The sequence below is a fragment of the Haloarcula sp. CGMCC 1.6347 genome (assembly GCF_037078395.1).
In the GTDB taxonomy this organism is placed as follows: domain Archaea; phylum Halobacteriota; class Halobacteria; order Halobacteriales; family Haloarculaceae; genus Haloarcula; species Haloarcula amylolytica.
The window spans coordinates 790653-809611 of the sequence record NZ_JAYMGX010000001.1; the positions used below are offsets into that span (position 1 = coordinate 790653).

The 18959-nt window shown below is 63.3% G+C and carries 19 protein-coding genes; 11 read left to right on the forward strand and 8 right to left on the reverse strand.

What is annotated here, in order from left to right; translation table 11 throughout:
• The first annotated feature begins 15 nt into the window (after nucleotides 1-15).
• A complete protein-coding gene (locus VI340_RS04225) occupies nucleotides 16-447 on the forward strand; it encodes a hypothetical protein (RefSeq protein ID WP_008310032.1) in 432 nt (143 codons plus the stop codon).
• 37 nt (nucleotides 448-484) lie between these two features.
• Here VI340_RS04225 and VI340_RS04230 read toward each other — a convergent pair whose 3' ends face one another.
• On the reverse strand, nucleotides 485-1570 hold the full coding sequence (locus tag VI340_RS04230) for a S1C family serine protease (RefSeq protein ID WP_336357847.1): 1086 nt from the start codon (nucleotides 1568-1570) through the stop codon (nucleotides 485-487).
• A 145-nt stretch (nucleotides 1571-1715) separates the two neighbouring features.
• On the opposite strand from VI340_RS04230, the gene VI340_RS04235 reads away from it, so the two are divergent.
• The 3 genes from VI340_RS04235 (at nucleotide 1716) to VI340_RS04245 (ending at nucleotide 5495) form a co-directional block, all read left to right on the forward strand.
• Entirely contained in the window at nucleotides 1716-1979 is a 264-nt protein-coding gene (locus tag VI340_RS04235) for a hypothetical protein (RefSeq protein WP_049942925.1), read from the forward strand.
• 145 nt (nucleotides 1980-2124) lie between these two features.
• Nucleotides 2125-4707 carry a heavy metal translocating P-type ATPase gene (locus VI340_RS04240; protein ID WP_336357848.1) on the forward strand — a complete coding sequence of 861 codons (2583 nt, stop codon included), beginning with the start codon at nucleotides 2125-2127 and terminating at the stop codon, nucleotides 4705-4707.
• Between the two features lie 68 nt (nucleotides 4708-4775).
• Nucleotides 4776-5495, forward strand: coding sequence for a metal-dependent hydrolase (locus tag VI340_RS04245; RefSeq protein ID WP_008310025.1), 720 nt, complete (start codon nucleotides 4776-4778; stop codon nucleotides 5493-5495).
• On the opposite strand, the gene VI340_RS04250 is transcribed toward VI340_RS04245, so the two are convergent.
• The gene (locus VI340_RS04250) at nucleotides 5492-6841 is read right to left on the reverse strand and encodes an ATP-binding protein (RefSeq protein ID WP_008310022.1); all 1350 of its coding nucleotides are present in this window, start codon (nucleotides 6839-6841) and stop codon (nucleotides 5492-5494) included. The genes VI340_RS04245 and VI340_RS04250 overlap by 4 nt on opposite strands.
• A gap of 327 nt (nucleotides 6842-7168) precedes the next feature.
• On the opposite strand from VI340_RS04250, the gene VI340_RS04255 reads away from it, so the two are divergent.
• The gene (locus VI340_RS04255; protein ID WP_008310020.1) at nucleotides 7169-7411 is read left to right on the forward strand and encodes a hypothetical protein; all 243 of its coding nucleotides are present in this window, start codon (nucleotides 7169-7171) and stop codon (nucleotides 7409-7411) included.
• A 176-nt stretch (nucleotides 7412-7587) separates the two neighbouring features.
• Here the strand turns inward: VI340_RS04255 and ilvD are convergent, their stop codons facing one another.
• Nucleotides 7588-9315 (reverse strand): dihydroxy-acid dehydratase, encoded by a 1728-nt coding sequence (gene ilvD / locus VI340_RS04260; RefSeq protein WP_336357849.1) that lies wholly within the window; start codon nucleotides 9313-9315, stop codon nucleotides 7588-7590.
• Between the two features lie 121 nt (nucleotides 9316-9436).
• On the opposite strand from ilvD, the gene VI340_RS04265 reads away from it, so the two are divergent.
• Together VI340_RS04265 and VI340_RS04270 are read left to right on the forward strand one after the other, a co-directional pair.
• Nucleotides 9437-10402 carry a beta-ribofuranosylaminobenzene 5'-phosphate synthase family protein gene (locus tag VI340_RS04265; protein ID WP_336357850.1) on the forward strand — a complete coding sequence of 322 codons (966 nt, stop codon included), beginning with the start codon at nucleotides 9437-9439 and terminating at the stop codon, nucleotides 10400-10402.
• Nucleotides 10403-10501: 99 nt separating this feature from the next.
• A complete protein-coding gene (locus tag VI340_RS04270) occupies nucleotides 10502-11605 on the forward strand; it encodes an NADH:flavin oxidoreductase/NADH oxidase (RefSeq protein ID WP_008310017.1) in 1104 nt (367 codons plus the stop codon).
• Between the two features lie 5 nt (nucleotides 11606-11610).
• Here the strand turns inward: VI340_RS04270 and VI340_RS04275 are convergent, their stop codons facing one another.
• The 3 genes from VI340_RS04275 to VI340_RS04285 all read right to left on the reverse strand — a co-directional run bounded on the left by VI340_RS04275 (nucleotide 11611) and on the right by VI340_RS04285 (nucleotide 14432).
• A complete protein-coding gene (locus tag VI340_RS04275; protein ID WP_008310016.1) occupies nucleotides 11611-12615 on the reverse strand; it encodes a DUF368 domain-containing protein in 1005 nt (334 codons plus the stop codon).
• Between the two features lie 106 nt (nucleotides 12616-12721).
• Nucleotides 12722-12973, reverse strand: coding sequence for a DUF7127 family protein (locus tag VI340_RS04280; RefSeq protein WP_008310015.1), 252 nt, complete (start codon nucleotides 12971-12973; stop codon nucleotides 12722-12724).
• A 91-nt stretch (nucleotides 12974-13064) separates the two neighbouring features.
• Entirely contained in the window at nucleotides 13065-14432 is a 1368-nt protein-coding gene (locus VI340_RS04285) for a phosphoribosylglycinamide synthetase C domain-containing protein (RefSeq protein WP_336357851.1), read from the reverse strand.
• A gap of 180 nt (nucleotides 14433-14612) precedes the next feature.
• On the opposite strand from VI340_RS04285, the gene VI340_RS04290 reads away from it, so the two are divergent.
• Complete coding sequence (locus VI340_RS04290; protein WP_008310011.1) at nucleotides 14613-14885, forward strand: DUF7553 family protein; 273 nt, start codon at nucleotides 14613-14615, stop codon at nucleotides 14883-14885.
• A 77-nt stretch (nucleotides 14886-14962) separates the two neighbouring features.
• On the opposite strand, the gene VI340_RS04295 is transcribed toward VI340_RS04290, so the two are convergent.
• A complete protein-coding gene (locus tag VI340_RS04295) occupies nucleotides 14963-15790 on the reverse strand; it encodes a hypothetical protein (RefSeq protein WP_336357852.1) in 828 nt (275 codons plus the stop codon).
• Between the two features lie 305 nt (nucleotides 15791-16095).
• Between VI340_RS04295 and VI340_RS04300 the strand changes: the two genes are divergently transcribed.
• A complete protein-coding gene (locus VI340_RS04300; protein WP_008310006.1) occupies nucleotides 16096-16875 on the forward strand; it encodes a winged helix-turn-helix domain-containing protein in 780 nt (259 codons plus the stop codon).
• Here the strand turns inward: VI340_RS04300 and VI340_RS04305 are convergent.
• Nucleotides 16872-17195: a transcription factor S gene (locus VI340_RS04305; RefSeq protein WP_008310004.1), complete on the reverse strand. Its 324-nt coding sequence runs from the start codon at nucleotides 17193-17195 to the stop codon at nucleotides 16872-16874. The two genes, VI340_RS04300 and VI340_RS04305, sit on opposite strands and share 4 nt — an antisense overlap.
• A gap of 49 nt (nucleotides 17196-17244) precedes the next feature.
• Here VI340_RS04305 and VI340_RS04310 point away from each other — a divergent pair, with 49 nt between their 5' ends.
• Entirely contained in the window at nucleotides 17245-17832 is a 588-nt protein-coding gene (locus VI340_RS04310) for a hypothetical protein (protein WP_336357853.1), read from the forward strand.
• Nucleotides 17825-18910 carry a tyrosine-type recombinase/integrase gene (locus VI340_RS04315; protein WP_336357854.1) on the forward strand — a complete coding sequence of 362 codons (1086 nt, stop codon included), beginning with the start codon at nucleotides 17825-17827 and terminating at the stop codon, nucleotides 18908-18910. Before VI340_RS04310 ends, VI340_RS04315 begins: the two co-directional genes overlap by 8 nt.
• Nucleotides 18911-18959 lie beyond the last annotated feature (49 nt).

Consider the following 18959-nt stretch of genomic DNA (forward strand, 5'->3'; position numbering starts at 1 on the left):
GTGCAGTTGAGACGTATGAACACGCACGTCCGCATCGTCGTCGCGCTGCTCCTCGGCGTACTTGCGTTTGCCGTCACGACCGTCTCGGTGACCGCCGGCTTCGAACCACAGATAGAGTTCTCGCTGCTTATCGGCCTGCCAGTGGGCGTCTCGGCCGGCCTGACCGGACTGCTCGCCGGCTACGTCCTGCTGTGGCACCGCGACCGAGCGGCGGCGGGCGAACTCTCCGACCGCGCGGCCCGCCTCCGACTGGCCGCGTTGGCGACCATCGCGGACTTCGTCGTGGTCACTGCGGCCGGCGTTGCGCTCTACGTGTTCGGCAATAGGGGCCTCGGTATCAGCCTGCTCGTCGCGGGGCTCCCGGTGACACTGCCCCTCGCTGCCGCCGTCAGCTACGTACTGACCGGCGGCAGCCGTAACGAACAGGGCGGGCTCCGGACGCGGTAACCACGGTCGGAGCAGCAGATTCGGCCGCCGACGCTCGTTACGGCTCCGGGCGCGAGCCGAGCGTGAGTTCGACTGTCTCCTGTGTCCCGTCGCGCTCGACCAGTACGTCGACCGTCTCGTCGGGGCTAGTCTCCAGCGCGAGGAAGCTCCCAAGCGCCTGCCGCGTCGGCGTCGGCGTGTCGTCCATCTGTCTGACCACGTCACCGCCAGTGGGAATCTCCGTCCCCGAAATCGTCGTCGCCCCGTCGCTTCCCTGTAGGACGCCCGCCGCTGGCCCACCACTGACGACACGGGTGATGTACACCCCGGACCCGGGGTCTAAGTTGTTCGCCTCGGCGATCCGCGGCGACACGCTCTGGAGGCCAACACCCATGTACGGATGGTCGTAGTCGCCGGTCTGGATGAGCGACGGCACGACACGCTGGGCGAGCGGGGCCGAGATGGCAAAGGCGACGTTGTCGCCGCCGCCGGAGTTGATGACACCGACCACGTCGCCCTCAAGCGTGACCAGCGGCCCGCCGCTGTTCCCCGGGTTGACCGGTGCGTCGGTCTGGACCGCGTCCGCGATGGAGAAGTTGTTCGCGCTCTGGAGCGTGCGGTCGACGCCGCTGACGATGCCCGCGGACACCGAGCCGGAGAGGCCAAACGGGTTCCCGATAGCGACGACTTCGGTCCCGACTGTCGTCTCGGTCTCCACAAACGAGAGAGGTGTCACGTCCGGTGTCGCGCCGATGCGGAGGACCGCCAGGTCGCTGTACACGTCCGCGCCGACGACGGAAGCGGAACGCCAGCCGGTGTCGGCAAAGCGGACGTAGTACTCGTCCCCGCCCGCGACGACGTGTTCGTTCGTGACGATGTGTTCGTCGTCGACGAGGAAGCCGCTCCCCTGCCCACCACGCGAGTCTTCGGCGTACACCCTGATCGAGACGACGGCATCGGCGACCTCTTGATAGACGTCGGCGTAGACGCTGTCGGACTGCGCGACCGCGTCGGCCGACCCCGACTGGTCGGCGGCGTTACCGTCCGAATCGCTGCTGGTCCCGGGGCTCTGACAGCCAGCCGTGGCCGCGACGGCCGTCCCGAGGGCCCCTAACATCGCTCGGCGCGTGAAAGACTGTTTCATACTGGGGCGTAGGCCTGGGCTGCGAAAAAGGCACGGTCAGGTCTCGCTACCGCACCCGAGTGCTCGATTGCGGTGTGTCGTGACTTTCAGTTCGCCCTCGAAGACGGGCATAAACTACAATCGTCCCGATAGCATACGGGGGGGCATGGCAGAGGATTCATCGGGAACAAAAATGCCGACACCGGGGTTCGTGTTGCCCGGTCTGCGATGTGGTGTCGAGATGGCACTCGTCGGGACAATCGTACTGCTCATCGGCCTCCCGACCGAGGAGCCGATACGGCTGGGAATCGTCTTCCTGTCGGCCCTACTGGCGATGACTGTGGTACTGTTCTGGGCGGTCGGCCGACATATGCGACGCTGGATCCGCTACGCACAGGGCAAGCCGACCCGGACGACGCCGTTCGACTGAGGGAAATGTCTCAGCCAGCACAGCCAACAGTGCGGTCGATGCCGGCTGGATTAATAACAAAACCGAGTTTATTTATTAACTAATCCCACTTAGAGCGCCGGTTTTAGCAGTTGAATTAATAAGAGCGGGTAGCCTAGCACCGGTAATGACGGAGTCCGACGGCTGTTCGGATGGCGATGGATGTGGCTGCTCGAATGCCGATAGTCACCCGACAGCGACGGGCTCACACGATGGGGCCCGCGTCGCGCAGCTGTCTGTCCCCGAAATGGACTGTCCCTCCTGTGCTGGAAAGGTAGAATCGAGCGTCCGCGAACTGACGGGCATCGAGGGAGTCGACGCGCAGGTAGCGACGGGCCGGCTCACCGTCGAGTACGACGAGGCCGAAACGGACGTGGACGCGATAGCGGCGCGCGTCGAAGCGGCGGGCTACACCGTCGCAGACGACGGCGGCGAGACGCTGCGGTTCGGGGTCCCGGATATGGACTGTGCCTCCTGCGCCGGCAAGGTCGAGAGCGCGCTGGGGAGGGTTGACGGTCTCAGAGTCGTCGAGACGCACCCGACTACCGGGACGGCCGTCGTCACATACGACCGGAACGCGACGACGGAGGGCGACCTCGTGGCGGCAATCGAGAGCGCCGGGTACGAGGTCACGGAGACGACAGGCGAGGACGACACGGCGACCGGGCAGACGGACGAGAACGGCTCGCTCTGGACCAGCTCGCGGGCGCTGAAGACGTGGGTCAGCGGCGTGTTCGTCGCGTTCGGCCTCCTCTTCGAGTTCCTGCTGGCCGGCGTGAACACGCAGGTCGGGAGCGTCTTCGGGTCGCCGCTGCACGCCGCCGACATTCTGTTTCTCATCGCGGTCGCGACGGGCGGCCAGGAAATCCTGCGTGGCGGCTACTACTCCCTGAAAAACCGGAACCTGGACATCGACCTGCTGATGTCCATCGCCATTCTGGGCGCGCTCACAGCCAGTCTGGCCTTCGGCGAGGCGCTGTACTTCGAGGCCGCCACGCTTGCGTTCCTGTTCAGCGTCGCGGAACTACTGGAGCGCTACTCGATGGACCGCGCGCGGAACTCTCTGGCGGAACTGATGGACCTCTCGCCCGACGAAGCGACGGTCAAGCGGGATGGCACCGAGCAGGTGATGGCCGTCGGAGACGTGCAGGTCGGTGATGTCGTCGTCATCAGGCCCGGCGAGAAGATTCCGATGGACGGGGCGGTCATCGAGGGGACCAGCGCGGTCAATCAGGCACCGATCACCGGCGAGAGCGTCCCGGTCGACAAGACCGAGGGCGACGAGGTGTACGCCGGGACAATCAACGAAGAGGGGTATCTGGAAGTACAGGTCACGGCGGCGGCCAGCGACAACACGCTCTCGCGCATCGTCCAGATGGTCGAGGACGCCCAGTCGAACAAGACCGAGCGCGAGCAGTTCGTCGAGCGCTTCTCGGCGTACTACACGCCGGTCGTCGTCGCGTTCGCCGTCCTTGTGACACTGGCGTCCCCCACCGTGTTCGAGGTGGCGTGGTCGACCGCCGTCGTGTACGGCCTGACCCTGCTGGTGCTGGCCTGTCCCTGCGCGTTCGTCATCTCGACGCCCGTCTCAGTCGTCTCGGGCATCACCAGCGCCGCGAAGAACGGCGTGCTCATCAAGGGCGGCAACCACCTCGAAGCGATGGGCGCGGTCGACGTGGTCGCGTTCGACAAGACGGGCACGCTCACGAAGGGCGAACTGACTGTCACCGACGTGATTCCGCTCAACGGGAACACCGAGGAGGAGGTCCTGCAGTGCGCCCGCGGCCTCGAACAGCGGAGCGAACACCCCATCGGCGAGGCCATCGTCGCCGAGGCGGGCACTGCTGGCGTCGAAAGTACCGAAGTCGATGACTTCGAGAGCATCACTGGGAAGGGCGTCCGGGCGGACCTCGACGGGACGCCTCACTACGCCGGCAAGCCGGGGCTGTTCGACGACCTCGGGTTCGACCTCTCGCACGTCCACGCGACCACCGACGGCGGCGTCGTCACGAAAACGGCACAGCAACTCTGTCAGCGCCACAACTGCCTGGACCTGCTGGCGGACACGGTTCCGGAACTCCAGGCCGAAGGCAAAACGGTCGTCATCGTCGGGACAGAAGACGAGATAGAGGGTGTCATCGCCGTCGCCGACGAGGTGCGCCCGGAAGCGAAAGCCGCCGTCTCACGGCTCCGCGAGCTGGGCGTCGAGCGGACGGTGATGCTCACCGGCGACAACGAGCGTACTGCGGGAGCTATCGCCCGAGAAGTGGGTGTCGACGACTACCAGGCCGAGCTCCTGCCCGACGAGAAAGTCGCCGCTATCGACGACCTCGTCCAAGAATACGACGGTGTCGCGATGGTCGGGGACGGTATCAACGACGCGCCGGCGCTGGCGAGCGCGACCGTCGGCGTCGCGATGGGGGCCGCCGGTACAGATACCGCCCTCGAAACTGCCGATATCGCCCTCATGAGCGACGACCTCTCGAAGCTCCCGTACCTGTACGAACTGGCCAACGACGCAAACGGCGTCATCCGGCAGAACATCTGGGCCAGTCTCGCGGTCAAGGCCGGCCTCGCACTCGCCGTGCCGTTCGGCCTCGTCCCTATCTGGGTCGCCGTGCTCGCGGGCGACGCAGGCATGACGACGGCCGTGACCGGGAACGCGATGCGGCTCTCGCGGGTCCGGCCGGAGAACGGTGACGGGGCGTAGTCAGGAATGATCGTCCGCCCCGGGCGACTGTAGTATTAAGTGGACGCCGGGAGTAGCGTGCATCCGACATGGAGCTCACATGGTACGGCCATTCGACGTGGCACGTAACAGTCGACGACACCGAATTGCTCATCGACCCGTTCTTCGATAACCCCAAGACGGACACGGACCCCGAGGAACTGGACCCGGACTACGTGTTGCTGACCCACGGCCACGCCGACCACATCGGCGACGTGGACCGCTACGAGGGCTGTGGGCTCGTGGCTACGCCGGAAATCGTCGAGTACTGCGAAGACAACTTCGGTGACTTCGACGCCGTCGGTGGCATGGGGATGAACCTCGGCGGGACCGTCGAAATCGGCGACGCGTTCGTCACGATGCACCGCGCCGACCACACGAACGGCATGGACACCAGCTACGGCACGAGCGGCGGGATGCCGGGTGGCTTCATCATCTCGGACACGAAGCCCACACAGGTCAGCGACGCGGAGTCGACGACGTTCTACCACGCCGGCGACACCGGTCTCATGACGGAGATGCGCGACGTCATCGGCCCGTTCCTCGAACCGGACGCCGCGGCGGTGCCGGTCGGCGACCACTTCACGATGGGGCCGATGCAGGCCGCCGTCGCCGTCGACTGGCTGGACGTCGACCACGCGTTCCCGATGCACTACGACACGTTCCCACCTATCGAAATCGAAACGCAAGACTTCGTGAACGAGGTCAAAGGCACCGGCAGCGACGCCGAGGTCCACGTCCTCGACGGCGACGAGAGCTTCGAGCTTTAATCCGGTCGTTCCACGTCGGTCACGGTAAACCGCGCGCCGCCCGCCTCGCTGTCATCGACGGACAGCGACCAGCCGTGTTCTTTCGCGATCCGGTTGGCGATGTAGAGCCCGAACCCGCTGTTTTGTTTCTCTGATGCGTACCCCGCTTCGAGCACCCGCTCCGGTGGCGAGACGTCGACGCCAGGCCCGTCGTCCGCGACAAAGAATCCCGAGGACGTGGCACCGACGCGAATCGCGACGTCGGGGCCGCCGTGTTCGACGGCGTTCGAGAGCAGAATCTCGAGAAACAGGCGCATCGACTCCGCGTCCGCCAGCAGTCTCCTGTCCGATGTCACTTCGAGCGATGCGGCTTCGAGCGATAGCGAACTCCACACGTCCCAGACGACCGTCGAGAGCCACTGTTGTTCGGGCTCGAACGCTGGCGAGTCGCTCGACGCCAGCGAGACGACCTTGTCGACGATACCGGAGAGCTGGTCGATAGAACGCTCCACAGCGTCGATGTGTTCGTCGTCGGCCTCGACCTGCGAGAGATGGCCGGTCGACACCTGGAGTTCGTTTCGGAGTTCGTGTGCGGCCAGCAGCGCCACCTTCCGGAGACGTTCGTTCTGTTGTCTGAGGAGACGTTCGCGCTCTTTCTGGTCGGTGATATCCTGCGTGATACCGATGAGGCCGATTAGCTCGCCGGTCTCGTCGTACCAGGGTATCTTCGACGTTTGGAGGTGTTTCCCCATCGACGGCGAGAACTCGTGGATGTCCAGGACGTCGGCCCCGTCGTTGATGACCTGTAGGTCGTCACCGCGTGCTGCATCCAGATACGTCGCCCCGGCGGGGAGCCCGTCTTCGTCTCGCCGGCCGAGCAGTTCCGGCGGGGCGTACGACGAATCGTTGAGCAACAGATAGTGCCTGTCATCGTCTTTCACGTACAGGTGCTCGGAGTACCGTTCGAACATCGTGGCGAGAATCGTCTCCGGCCGGGAAGCCGGTCGGGCGGCCATCGTCTCGCTGTCTTCGAGTGCTGCATCGACTGCGGCTGCCAGTTCCGGCGACCCGAGATCGTCGTCGACCGTCCGAATGTGATCTCCACGGTCCGCCTCACTGCCGTACATGATCACCGGGAGGTTCGGGTAGAGCCCGGTGGCTGCCTCCGCCAGATGACCGCCCGCCATCCCTCCACACGTCACCGGGACGACGAGGCAGTCAACCGCGGTACGTAGCAGTGTCGTATCGACGCATTCGGGCTCTGTCGTCTCGACCGTTGCGTCGATTGCTGCCTGTTCAAGTGCCGCCTGTAACTGCTCTCCGGCAGCAGTCTCGGCAGCGATGAGGAGGACGGTCGGCGGGGACATCAACACGCCCACGATTTGTCCCGGGATTGTAAATAGGTTTAGCAGTCATGATGAAAATAAAACAGGATACAACAGCGGAACGACCCCCTCCAGCCGATACTGGACACCGCTGCCAGAAGCGACCAGCCGCCTTCTGGATTGCACCATTAAGTGAACTGAAATGCTCGCTATAGGCGCATCTCATGTCACGATGGTTATCTCCCGACAAGAGAACTGTACGGTGATATTCGATAGAACGGGCCGTCGTCGGTGTAGTCGACAGGCGATCATGATATATAGATGAAAGGAGTCACAACATCCGAGTATCCGGGCGGCGTATAGTCAGGTGTGTCCGAAACGTACGTGTGCGCCCGATGCCAGGACGCCGTCGAGCGGAACTTCGAGGTTCGGTCGATCATCAGGACCTGCAGCGAGTGCGGCGAGAACGGTCGGTTCCTCCACAGGTCGCTGGTCGAGTCACTTTCTGAGATCGCCACAGAGGACCGGCCGGACGGCTGGGACCAGATGACACTGGACGAGCGGTTCGAAGCGGCGCTCAAAGAGGGGCTCATCACGGTCACACGGACATAAGTCTGTGCCGCCACGCTGACGACTCCGTTCGGTTCTGACGGCGCCTAGTTCTGCCGGTGACCTGCTCCGGCGGCGTTCGTCGGTCGACCCGCTACCCGATGCCACTGTCGTCGGTTTCCCACACTGTTGGCTGTGGCTAGCTCAAGATATTCGCGGTAGCGAAATTCGGTACAGTCTCAGTCCCACTTCGCGCCGGGGTTCGTCACCGCGCCGTTCGCCGCGGAGCCGAAGTCGCTGTGGTACTTCGCCAGCACGCCGCTGTCGTACGTCGGTTCAGGGTCGTAGTCTTCGAGGCGCTGCTCGATCTCCTCGTCGGTGAGGTCGACCGACAGTTCGTGGTCGTCGATGTCGATGGTGACGGTGTCGCCGTCCTCCAGCGCGGCGATGGGGCCGCCGACGAACGCCTCGGGGGCGACGTGGCCGATAGAGAAGCCCCGAGTCGCGCCGGAGAAGCGGCCGTCGGTGAACAGCGCCACGTCTTCGGCGTGACCCTGGCCGGCGACGGCTGAGGTCACGCCCAGCATCTCACGCATACCGGGACCGCCCTGTGGCCCCTCGTTGCGGATACAGATCACGTCGCCGGACTCGACGTGGCCTTCCTGCACGTACTCCATAGCACCCTCTTCCTGTTCGAACACGCGGACCGGACCCTCGTGATGGAGGTGGTCCTCGCCCGTGATCTTGATGACCGAGCCGTCGGGCGCGAGGTTGCCCGAGAGGATACGGATCGCACCGCGCTCGTGGATCGGGTCCTCGACGGTGTGGAGGTAGTCCACGTCGAGGTCCTCGATCGCGGGCGGGTCGATGCGTTCGAGTTCCTCTTCGATCGTGTTGCCCGTGACCGTGAGTTCGTCGCCGTGGAGCAGGCCGGCGTCGTTCAGCGCCTGCAAGACGACCGGGACGCCGCCGACCTCGTGGAGGTCGTTCATGACTCGCTCGCCGCCGGGCTGGAGGTCGGCGATCTTGGGCGTCCGGGCGCTGATTTCGTTGAACGTCTCGATGTCGAGGTCGATGCCGGCCTCCGCCGCGAGCGCGAGCAGGTGGAGGACGGCGTTGGTCGACCCGCCGACCGCGACCTGCAGGGCGATGGCGTTCTCGAAGGACTCGCGGGTGAGGAAGTCGGAGGGACTGCGGCGTTCCTGCACCACCTCGACGGCGAGTTCGCCGGCCCGGCGGGCCTCCTCGTAGCGGGACTCGTGTTCGGCCGGCGGGGAGGCCGACCCGAGCGGCGCGAAGCCGAGCGCTTCGGAGATGGAGGCCATGGTGTTGGCGGTGAACATCCCGCCACAGGAGCCCGCACCGGGGCAGGCGTGGCGTTCCATCTCGTCGAGTTCGCCCTCGCTCATCTCGCCGTCGGCGACCGCGCCCACGCCTTCGAAGACGTTCTGGATGGTGACCTCGCGGCCGTCGTGCTCGCCGGGCATGATGGAGCCGCCGTAGAGGAAGACACTGGGCAGGTCCGTCCGGATAGCGGCCATCATCATCCCGGGCATGTTCTTGTCACAGCCACCGATGGTGACGATGCCGTCCATGCGCTCGCCGAAGGTGACAAGTTCGACAGAGTCGGCGATGATTTCGCGGGAGATGAGCGACGCCTTCATCCCCTCGGTCCCCATCGAGATGGCGTCGGAGATGGTGATCGTCCCGAACTCGATTGGCATCCCTTCAGTGTCGTCGATGCCGTCGTAGGCAGCGTCAGCCACGTCGTCCAGATGGACGTTACACGGCGTGATGTCGGCGGCGGGGTTCGCGATGCCGATCATCGGCGAGGACAGGTCCTCGTCGTCGTAGCCCATCGCGCGGAACATCGCGCGATGAGGGGCCTTCTCGTAGCCCTCTGTCACTTCGGTACTCCGGAGATCCGGGTCCTTCTCCGGCCGTTCTTGCCGTTCCTGCTTGCTCATATGTGAGCGTCGCCGTGAGCAACCTTAAATAACTTGTACTCGCGGTAACGTCCCACACAAGAGCGCGGCGAAACCCACCGGTGACAGCAGCTTCTTTTCCGTCGGGGACTTCCGCCGGCGTATGCCGACGGTCACGACCGCCGCGCGACTCCACTTCGGGTTTCAGAACCTCTCGCTCGCTCACGAGCGCCTTTACGGAGGCGTTGGGCTCGCTCTCGACGAGCCGCGGCTGACCGTCGAAGCGACACGAGCCGACACGGTCCAGTGTGACGACGCGGCGGCCGAACCGTACGTCCGGCGCGTGGTCGACGCGCTCGACGTACCCGGCGCTGCTGTCTCTGTCGAGGAGCGGTTCCCGCGACACGTCGGCCTCGGGAGCGGTACGCAGCTCTCGCTGGCGACGCTCATCGCCGTCGTTCGGGCCTACGACCGGACCGCCGACGCCCGGACCTACGCGCCGCAACTGGGCCGGGGCGGCCGGAGCGGCGTCGGCGTGGCCGCGTTTGAATCGGGTGGGTTTGTCATCGACGGCGGGCACCCGACGGAGCGCTTCACTGCCGAACCGCCAGCCGAAGGTGACTGGGACGTGCCGCCGGTGCTGGCCTATCACGACATCCCCGCACACTGGCGCTTTGTCATCGTCGTCCCGGACACCGACCCCGGCCAGAGCGGCAGCGCGGAGGACCAGAGTATGCGGCAGGCCGTCGAGCGCGCCGACCCCGGCATCGCCGACGAGATCTCGACGCTGTTGACCCGGCGGCTGCTCCCCGCGATTGCCACCAGAGACCACGGCGACTTCGGCCACGCCGCGGCGCGGCTGGGCCGGCTCAACGGCGCGTGGTACGCCGACGAACAGGGCGGCGTCTACCGCCCGCCCGCCGGCGCACTCGTCGAGTCGCTGTCGAGCGCCCCGGTCATCTCCGGAGCCGGCCAGAGCTCCTGGGGACCGACCGTCTGGGGCCTGACGACGGCAGACTACGAGTCGGAGGCTCGCGAAGCGGGCGCACTGGCACTCGATGCGGCCGGCGTCGAGGGAACGGCTCGCGTCGTCGCGCCCCGGAACACCGGTGCCTCACTGACTGAATAGAAGCCGGGCTGTGTGGCTTTTCAGTACGAGCTACCGGCACTAACGACGACTCTTGCAGCCGCCAGTGCGGTTATCCGTCTCGGCAGCAAACCCCCGTCGATGACTGCACTGTTCTCACCGCTGGAACTCCGCGAGACGACTGTCCCGAATCGCGTCATGGTGTCTCCGATGTGCCAGTACTCCTGTGGGGCCCGCGACGGCCTCGCCACCGACTGGCACCGCACACACCTCGGTTCACGCGCCGTTGGCGGCGCGGGCCTGGTCATGACTGAGGCGACCACTGTCGAAGCCCGCGGCCGTATCTCCCCGGAGGACCTGGGTATCTGGAGCGACGAGCACGCGGCAGCGCTGGAACCGATTACGGAGTTCATCGCTGAACAGGGCAGCGTACCGGCTATCCAGCTGGCCCACGCCGGGCGGAAAGCCTCTATCGAACGACCGTGGGACGGCCACGACCCGCTCCAGTCCGACGACGGCGGCTGGGAAGTCGTCGGACCGAGTGACGACCCCTGGCCGTACGAAGACGGCGAGGCACCGCCGACAACAGCGCTCGATCAGGACGGCATCGAGGCGGTCATCGACTCGTTCCGCGCCGCCGCCGAGCGCGCGCTCGACGCCGGATTCGAAGTCGCAGAGGTCCACGCCGCCCACGGCTACCTCTTGCATCAGTTCCTCTCGCCGGTGACGAACCAGCGCGAGGACGACTACGGCGGCGACTTCGAGGGGCGCACGCGACTGGTCCGCGAAATCACGACCGCCGTCCGCGAGGTCTGGCCCGACGACAAGCCGGTGTTCGTCCGAATCTCGGCGACGGACTGGCTTCCCGACCGCGATTCCTGGACCGTCGAGGACTCCGTGCGACTGTCGGACCGACTCGCCGACATCGGCGTGGACCTCATCGACGTGAGCGGCGGCGGCATCCACCCCGAGTCCCGCCCCGACTACGCCGGCCCGAACTACCAGCTCCGGTACGCCGAGCGGATTCGAGAGGAAACGGAGTCCGACATCGCCGTCGGCGCTGTCGGCGGTATCACGACGCCCGAACAGGCCGAAGCCGTCGTCGCCAACGACCGGGCAGACATGGCCATCGTCGGCCGCGAACACCTCCGGGACCCGTACTTCACGATGACCGCAGCGAGGGAACTCGACGCGACCGACGAAATCGAGGGGCCGCCGCAGTACCGTCGCGCCTGGGGCTTCTAAGGGCCTTAGATCTTGTCGAGATCGAGGTCCACGGCGTACCAGTCGAGCACGAGCAGGAAGGCCGCGCCGACGGCGGCGGCGGCGACGAACGCGATGAGAACGTCCGTCGAGAAGCCGACTTTATCCTGTACTTCAACGACCGGGGCGCGTAACGCGCCGACGACGAGCGCGACGAGGAAGGCAAGCGTTGCCCGACGGTTGTAGTCCAGCGCGCGGCGGACGACCCGTGCGATGGTGAACAGGCCGACCAGTCCGCCGACGATGAAGGTCACGACGGGGACGGCCGTCGCGGTCACGTCGTCGACCGAGCCGCCGGTCGCGAGGCCGATGAGCGCGTCGATGAACTCGCTAAGCGCCCTCGTCATCCGGGTGTACTGACCGAGGATGACGAGCAGCAGCGACCCGGAGATGCCAGGGAGGATCATTGCGCTGACGCCGATCATCCCGGCGACGAAGACGAGGAGCAGGCTCCCGCCGGTGCCGTCGCCCCCAGCCGAGATACCCGATACTAGGAAGGCGACGAGGAACCCGACGACGCCCGCCGCGGCTTGGAGTGGCGTCTCGATTGAGAGACCGCGTAGCAGGACGAGCGCGGAGGCGGCGATGAGGCCGAAGAAGAAGCCGAAAAGCAACGCCGGCGTCTCCTGGCTGGCGACGGTGACGATGTGTGTCACGATGACGACGGCGGTGCCGACGCCGGCGACCAGCGCGAGGAGGAACCAGATGTCGAGTTCGAGGAGTTCCGAGAACGCACCGCGTACATCAACACCGCCGTCTAGCGGTGTGAGCGCGCGGACGAATCGTACTATGCGGCCCGGCGTAACGGCGGTAATCGCGGCGATGAGTCGCTCGTAGACCCCGGCGATAAGCGCGATTGTGCCCCCGGAGACGCCGGGGACCCCGTCCGCACTGCCCATACAGAGGCCGATGAGAAACGTTCGAATCCACGCACGAAGCGGTGGCACCGAGCCCAGAACCGTCGGCGGGTCCCGGTCGGGAGGGGTGGTCATCACTGAACGCTTCCAGCATCACGCTCAAATCCCTTGTGGAGTTACATCGTATTATGCTGCTGTCACAACTGCGAGACTGCGGCTGAACAAGTGGCCCGCGACAGCGCTAGCTCCGCTTCGATAGCGTGAGCACGCCGTTCCTGAGTGTCTGGACTGCGCCGGCTGCCGGCAGGTCGACATCGAACTCGGTCTGGAGGTGCGGGGCGTCGACAGCAACGATGGCTTCCGTCCCGATGATATCGACTGTCACATGGTCGTCGCTGACCTGAAGCGAGTCGAGGTCGACGGCGACCGTCCAGCCGTCGTCGTGGTCGGTGTGCGAGACGTGTAGCGGCGACCGTTCAGTTTGTGCGTCCATTCGTCAATCATGGGTATGTGTTACACACATAAAGGTCCACGTTCGGCGCGTGCCAAAGCTCGGCCAGACAGGAACGCTATCCTGTACGTCGCTACACAGCAGGGCCGAGATAGCCCCATGCTTGCAGGCGGTCGCCGTCGCCGTCGATCCACCGCTCGCCGATGTCGTCGCGATAGTAGCAGTTCGGGATGAGAATGTCGTCGACGCGTTCGTACGCCTGTTCTCGCGCCGCCTGCATCGTTTCGCCCTTGCCTGTGACGACTAGCGGCATCCCACTTTCGCCGGCGACCCGCCACTGCCCGTCGACCGCCGCTCCCGGCTCGCTTCTCTCGCCGGTCGCGCGGTCCGTGCCCGCAACAGACACGCGCTTCGCGTCCTCGATGTGGATGCCCTCGCGGCTGTCGGATCCGAAGACGACCGCGGCGTTGCGGGAGTTCTCGTCGTACGTCTTCTGGTCGTCGAACGGGAACGGCGGGAGGACGACCCGAACCGCGACCTGATATCCACGGTGTACCTCTAGACCGGGGTCGCGCCCGTTCGCCAGGTCGAGGAAGAACTGGCCTGTTTCCGATTCGAACGACTCCTCTTGCAGCGTGATTGTGGGGTACCCGAACCGCGGCGTGAACTCCAGCGGATAGATGCCGTCCTCGTTGACGATGCAGTTGATATCGATGCTGCCGACGTAGCCCTCGTCGGCGAGCCAGCCTTCCACCTTGCCGAGTGTCTCCGCAAACAGTTCGTTCCGGCCGGCCCAAAACATCGAAGTCCCCATCTCGCCGGTCGAGGGACCGATGTTGCCCGGAAACAGCTTCTTGTGCTCGAAGTTGAAGTTGATCGGTTCGACGAACGACTCGCCGTTGAAGAAACCACAGACGGCGATTTCGACGCCCTCGACCTTCCGCTGGAGCTGGAAACCCTTCATCCGATGGCCCCACGCCTTCTTGTACGCCTCCAGTACGTCCACGATGTCGCTGCCGTCGTCCTCGTTGCCGACGTAGAGCAGTCGTTTGACGTTCTGGACTTCGCCCAGCGGTTTGATGACGTACGGCGCAGGGTTCTCCTGGACGTGCTTGATGCCGGCGTCGAAGTCCTCGAAGACGTGATGCTCGATAGTGTTGACACCGTGGTCTTCGAGGACCTCCATGGCGTAGCCGCGGTCCTCTTCGAGCGCATCTGTGTTGGGTGTCCCGCCAACGACGGCGTGGCCTTCAGCCCGGAGTTCCCGGGCGAGTTCGCCGGTACCGATGTCGCCACCGACCCAGATGTCGTCGAAGACGACGACGTCGGCCCAGTCGAGGTCCCCCCGCCAGTCGTCGGTTTTCGGTACGAATCCGTCGGCAATCTCCTGATCGCTGTCGGCTTCGATGTAGTACCGGACGTCGTGCCCTTCTCGGCTGACCTGCCAGGCGATGTCGCCGATGAGCGCCGCGTCCAACGAACAAAAGAGGAAATTTGCCATGGCGCGTCTGCGGGCGGGTGCGGGGTAAACGTTTCCCGTCCTGTCGACCGCAGGTCATTGACATCGCGATGGCAGCGAACCGGCCAGTCATACCCGGCTGCTCGATGCCCACTGATCTATTTAAATAAACCCACTTCCGTAAGCCGAACCGTTTTAGTCCCCATCTGTAAATCCCCACGTATGACACGCGACGAACTCGCGTCCGCGAGTGAACTGCTCGAATCGGCGGCCGAAGACACTGACAGCGACGAGGCGAGCGAGCGCCTCGCCGAACTCGCTGCCCAGCTTGACTCCCTTGCGACCGACGAACGCGGCCCGGACCACGGCCGACTCGCCCGCATCCAGTCGGCGCTCAACGACCTCAGCAGTGGCGACGCGGAAGACGTGACCGAAGCCATCGACGACGCCGACGACCAGATCAACGAGTATCGGTCCGACCTCGAAGGGGTCTGAGGCGGCGCTCCTGCGCCAACACACGGCTGCCCGGTGACTTTCTGCGACGGAAAGACGGCTTTCGAACCGATGAGTCGCTACGACTCTGTCGCGGTTTCCTCGTCGACCGGCTTGATCCAGTGTGTCACGTCGTTGTTATCGTCCGGGGCCCGCAGATGATACGTGACTTCACGCGGCTCCGTATCGTCGACGTACGGTGTCTTAGCGTCGTGCGTGATGCCCGCTGTTTCTCCTGGCTCCAGTACCCTATCAAACCGGCCGACAGGCGCGTAGGCGACTCGCGGGCCGGTTCGGTTGAGTGCGAGGACGTACCGACCCGCAGTGTCGCCCGCGTTCGTGACTGTTATCTCAAGCGTCGGCATGGCTGGCTCAGTGACGCGCTCCGGTCCGTCGAGAGTAACGTCGAACGACGGCAACGGTGCTTCGAGTCTGTTCTGAACTGTCTTCGGCGGCGTCCACTCCCCGCCGGGCCAGGACAGTCGGGTGTCGCTGGCTGAACCGGTTTCGGGCAGGTCAAAGACCAGCGGCCCGCCGGCCTCGGTGAACTGTCGGCCCCACTCGCCGTCGCGATACAGACCGTTCCTGAACGTCTCGGGGCTGTACGTCGACCCGTCGAATCTGAGCGAGAACGCGCCCCGGTCCACTCCCGAGCCCTCGACGGTCGTCGTGAGGACGAGAAACTGGCCGGCTGTCGGTTCAACGCTGATAGAGTCAGTGCGGGGAATCACGACGCCCGGCGCCACCACGGCGTCCGTGACAGCCACACCGGGCGGCGACCCAGTATCGGGTTCGCTGACGGCCGGTGACGGCACCGGCGTCACTGACCCGGTGTCCTCGGTTTCACTCTGACATCCTGCACCGGTGATAGCCAGTCCGCAGAGTGCCAGAACACGACGGCGGTACATGGCTCTGCGTTGCCCTGCCCCCGATAAATGCTTTCAGAAGGCACGGGTTCAGTTTTGACCGACTGTTTCCAGTTCGGCCCGGAATAGACCTGTCTCCTTGATCTGGGTCGTCTGTGTCGCTGATGAGGCAGGCGATGTCAGATTAAATAACATCTTAATTAATGTTTGTGACTAACCAAAAGCTTTTGACAATTCCATTGGTTTCAGTCAAATGTGTATCAGGTTGGGGGATCGGGTGGCGGTACCATCCCTACGTGGTGATATCAATGAGCAAATCAACGAATGGCCGAACGGCCCCTAAATCGATGCGTCACAAGCAAATACTCGATGTAGCGGCTGAGAACCCCGAGGCATCCATCGCAGAGCTTGCGGCCGAAGTACCGAGTGCGACAGCGGAACTGGTCGAGCGAGTTCTTGAGGAACACGGCGACCCGGCTGAGGCCGACGAGACGGAAACGGCCGACCAGTCACAGAGTGAACCGTCAGCCGAGTCGCAGTCGTACCCCGCCCCTGCGGACCTCTCATCGACAGAACGTGAGACGATCCGAGCAATCCAGAAACACCCCACCGCATCCCAGCGAGACCTCGCGGAGAAGCTCGGCGTCACCGCTTCGACGGTGAGCAACCGCGTCAACGGAATCGACGGGTTCGACTGGGCGAACCGAGAAGCGTTCGCAAACGCTGTGTTCAGCGACGGAGAAGCCGAACCAGCGACGATATCGGACGATTCAGCAACCCAGGCACCCGATACCCAATCGCCGGAGTCAACAGACAACCCCGACGGAGCCAACAGTCAAGCGTCAGGCCCTGATACTGCGTCCGACGACGGCGACCGCTCGCCAACGGAAGTCGAGACAGCGGCCGGCGAAGTGAACACCACGCTGACTACGTTCCAGTCGACCGTCGAGGACCTCTCCGAGCAACTGGCCGAACTCGAAGGCCAGGTCGAAACCGTCACCGACGGCGGCGGCTCGCCACAGCCGTTTCAGGACCCCGAACTCGTCCACAAGGTCGTCCACGCGTGTATGGACTCCGACAAGATATCCGAGGAGGAAGAGCTCCGGATTCTGGATTCGCTGCTCTAGTTGTACTCACGCCATCGGTGGCCACACTCTTGGCACTTGAAAAAGCGCGTCGGCGGTTCGTCGGCTGACCCGGTCTGTTTGATCGTGTACCACGCTTTCCCGTGTCCGCATTCCTCACAGGTCACGTCGTCAGCCGTCGGCTTGCCCTCGAAGTTCGAACCCTCCTCGGTCTCTATCAGTTCGTCGCCGCTCTGTTCGTCCGTGCTGACGAACTCGGCTGCGCGGTCCTCGTCTTTCGCGACCCGCGCGCCACAGGACTGACAGACCATCTCGTCACCGTCGCCGTGCATCATCGAGCCACAGTCGTCGCAGAACTGCATTTAGTAGTAAAGATTATTTTTAACGGCATCTTTTGTCGGACTATCCCACATGGCTGATGACGACGAAAAAACCATCGTAAACGCCCAAATCACCGAATCCAAGAAGGAACGGTGGGAGAATGCGGTTGACTCAGACGGGAAGTACCCGTCGATGTCGCACCTAATTCGGGTGGCGGTGGAAGACCAATTGAACGAAGACGAGTCTGGGGAGCCAGACACGCCGAGTGAGGTTAGCATTGATTTCGACATGGATACCGTGATAGATGAGTTGGATGTCCGCTTTGATGAAGTCTACGACCGTCTGGACAGAATCGAAGCGAGTGCTGACGCACAGCAACAGGATGAATCATCTCTTACGACGGAAATCATCGACATCATCCCCAGTCTGCCAGACCGTGATGCCGCGCGAATGTGGATAGACCAGCGAACCGACGCAGATGGCAACCTCAACAACGAGTATATCTCCGCCGATGAGGAGGGACGAGCCATAGCGAGTGCGACGCGGCTGGCGAATTATCTTGATGAGGATGAAGGGGTTGTTCGCCAAGCCTGCTATCGGATAGATAAAAGCGGTCAACGATTTTGGACGGCACGAGAAAACGGCGAGACGTGGTTATTCAATCTGACTAATGAGTGAAGAGATAACAGAGGCAATCGATTACGAAGCAGAGGACTGGACACTTGGGAAATCGCATAAACGGTGGGTACAGTCGGTGACTGGCGAGCGTGCGAATATGGATAAGGTCACCACTGTCCCTAATTTATTCAGAGCGTGGTGTGCAGGCGAAGGTCTCGTGATAGATGATACGCGAGACCCCTCAGACTGGGAATACCCAGCCAAAGCGGATTACGGTATCCCCATCGAATATCCCAATGACGTAACGAAATACCACCTGAAGGGATGGTATAAAGCTCTAAAATCTACGGGCTGGGCGGGGTCAACTATCATCAGCTACCACGGCGGCGTGATGTACCAGTGGTTCGTGTGGATGGAGGATAGGGGCATAATTGACGACATCCTTGTAGATGAAATCGACGTTACTACCATTGACGGAATTAAACGGGGTAAATCTCGCCTTGCGGAATACTTCCGAGAGCAACGCGGTGTCATTCATGCTACTTATGAAGAGTATCAAAAACTGCGGGCGAATGTTGCAGAGCCTAAAACCCAGAATGAGTTAGTCATCGCCTTGATGTACACCACTGGAGTGCGTGAGAAGGAACTTCGAAACATCAAAAAGAGCGACTTCGATGACGAGGTAGACAATTGTATCTGGGTCTCTACGGCAAAAAACGGCGATTTGAGACCCGTATACTACGACCCTGACCTCCAACCTCTATTAGATTACTGGCTGGACGTGGAACGGAGTGCTATCTATGGGTCGGAGAAGTCGGATTACATCTTTCCGACGAATATGAATGAGAAGATGGCGAGGAACACTCCAAATAACATCGTCACAGAAGCTGCTGAACGGGCTGGAATCCAAGAGTATGGTCCAGAAGATGCAGCAGGGCGACCGCGACGAAGGATAACGAGTCACGCTTTACGACGTGGATTCGCTGTACGTTGTGTGAAGAATGGGATGGACATTCGCACCCTCCAACGGTTACTCGGCCACAGACAGATTGAACAGACGAAGGTCTACCTACGATTCTCCGACAAAGACGTGCGGAAAGGATACAATCAGTACGCCCCTCATCGAACGTCTGAGTAACCACTCACACGATTCTATATCGGTTCATCTCACTCTGCATATCTTCGTA

Excerpts from the sequence above, each read along its gene's own strand:
- VI340_RS04295 (WP_336357852.1), bottom strand. The coding sequence starts at position 15,790 with ATGTACCGCCGTCGTGTTCTGGCACTCTGCGGACTGGCTATCACCGGT.
- VI340_RS04300 (WP_008310006.1), top strand. The coding sequence starts at position 16,096 with ATGCGTCACAAGCAAATACTCGATGTAGCGGCTGAGAACCCCGAGGCA.
- VI340_RS04315 (WP_336357854.1), top strand. The coding sequence starts at position 17,825 with ATGAGTGAAGAGATAACAGAGGCAATCGATTACGAAGCAGAGGACTGG.
- VI340_RS04270 (WP_008310017.1), top strand. The coding sequence starts at position 10,502 with ATGACTGCACTGTTCTCACCGCTGGAACTCCGCGAGACGACTGTCCCG.
- VI340_RS04305 (WP_008310004.1), bottom strand. The coding sequence starts at position 17,195 with ATGCAGTTCTGCGACGACTGTGGCTCGATGATGCACGGCGACGGTGAC.
- VI340_RS04240 (WP_336357848.1), top strand. The coding sequence starts at position 2,125 with ATGACGGAGTCCGACGGCTGTTCGGATGGCGATGGATGTGGCTGCTCG.
- ilvD (WP_336357849.1), bottom strand. The coding sequence starts at position 9,315 with ATGAGCAAGCAGGAACGGCAAGAACGGCCGGAGAAGGACCCGGATCTC.
- VI340_RS04230 (WP_336357847.1), bottom strand. The coding sequence starts at position 1,570 with ATGAAACAGTCTTTCACGCGCCGAGCGATGTTAGGGGCCCTCGGGACG.
- VI340_RS04250 (WP_008310022.1), bottom strand. The coding sequence starts at position 6,841 with ATGTCCCCGCCGACCGTCCTCCTCATCGCTGCCGAGACTGCTGCCGGA.
- VI340_RS04265 (WP_336357850.1), top strand. The coding sequence starts at position 9,437 with ATGCCGACGGTCACGACCGCCGCGCGACTCCACTTCGGGTTTCAGAAC.
- VI340_RS04225 (WP_008310032.1), top strand. The coding sequence starts at position 16 with ATGAACACGCACGTCCGCATCGTCGTCGCGCTGCTCCTCGGCGTACTT.
- VI340_RS04290 (WP_008310011.1), top strand. The coding sequence starts at position 14,613 with ATGACACGCGACGAACTCGCGTCCGCGAGTGAACTGCTCGAATCGGCG.
- VI340_RS04280 (WP_008310015.1), bottom strand. The coding sequence starts at position 12,973 with ATGGACGCACAAACTGAACGGTCGCCGCTACACGTCTCGCACACCGAC.
- VI340_RS04285 (WP_336357851.1), bottom strand. The coding sequence starts at position 14,432 with ATGGCAAATTTCCTCTTTTGTTCGTTGGACGCGGCGCTCATCGGCGAC.
- VI340_RS04235 (WP_049942925.1), top strand. The coding sequence starts at position 1,716 with ATGGCAGAGGATTCATCGGGAACAAAAATGCCGACACCGGGGTTCGTG.
- VI340_RS04245 (WP_008310025.1), top strand. The coding sequence starts at position 4,776 with ATGGAGCTCACATGGTACGGCCATTCGACGTGGCACGTAACAGTCGAC.
- VI340_RS04275 (WP_008310016.1), bottom strand. The coding sequence starts at position 12,615 with ATGACCACCCCTCCCGACCGGGACCCGCCGACGGTTCTGGGCTCGGTG.
- VI340_RS04310 (WP_336357853.1), top strand. The coding sequence starts at position 17,245 with ATGGCTGATGACGACGAAAAAACCATCGTAAACGCCCAAATCACCGAA.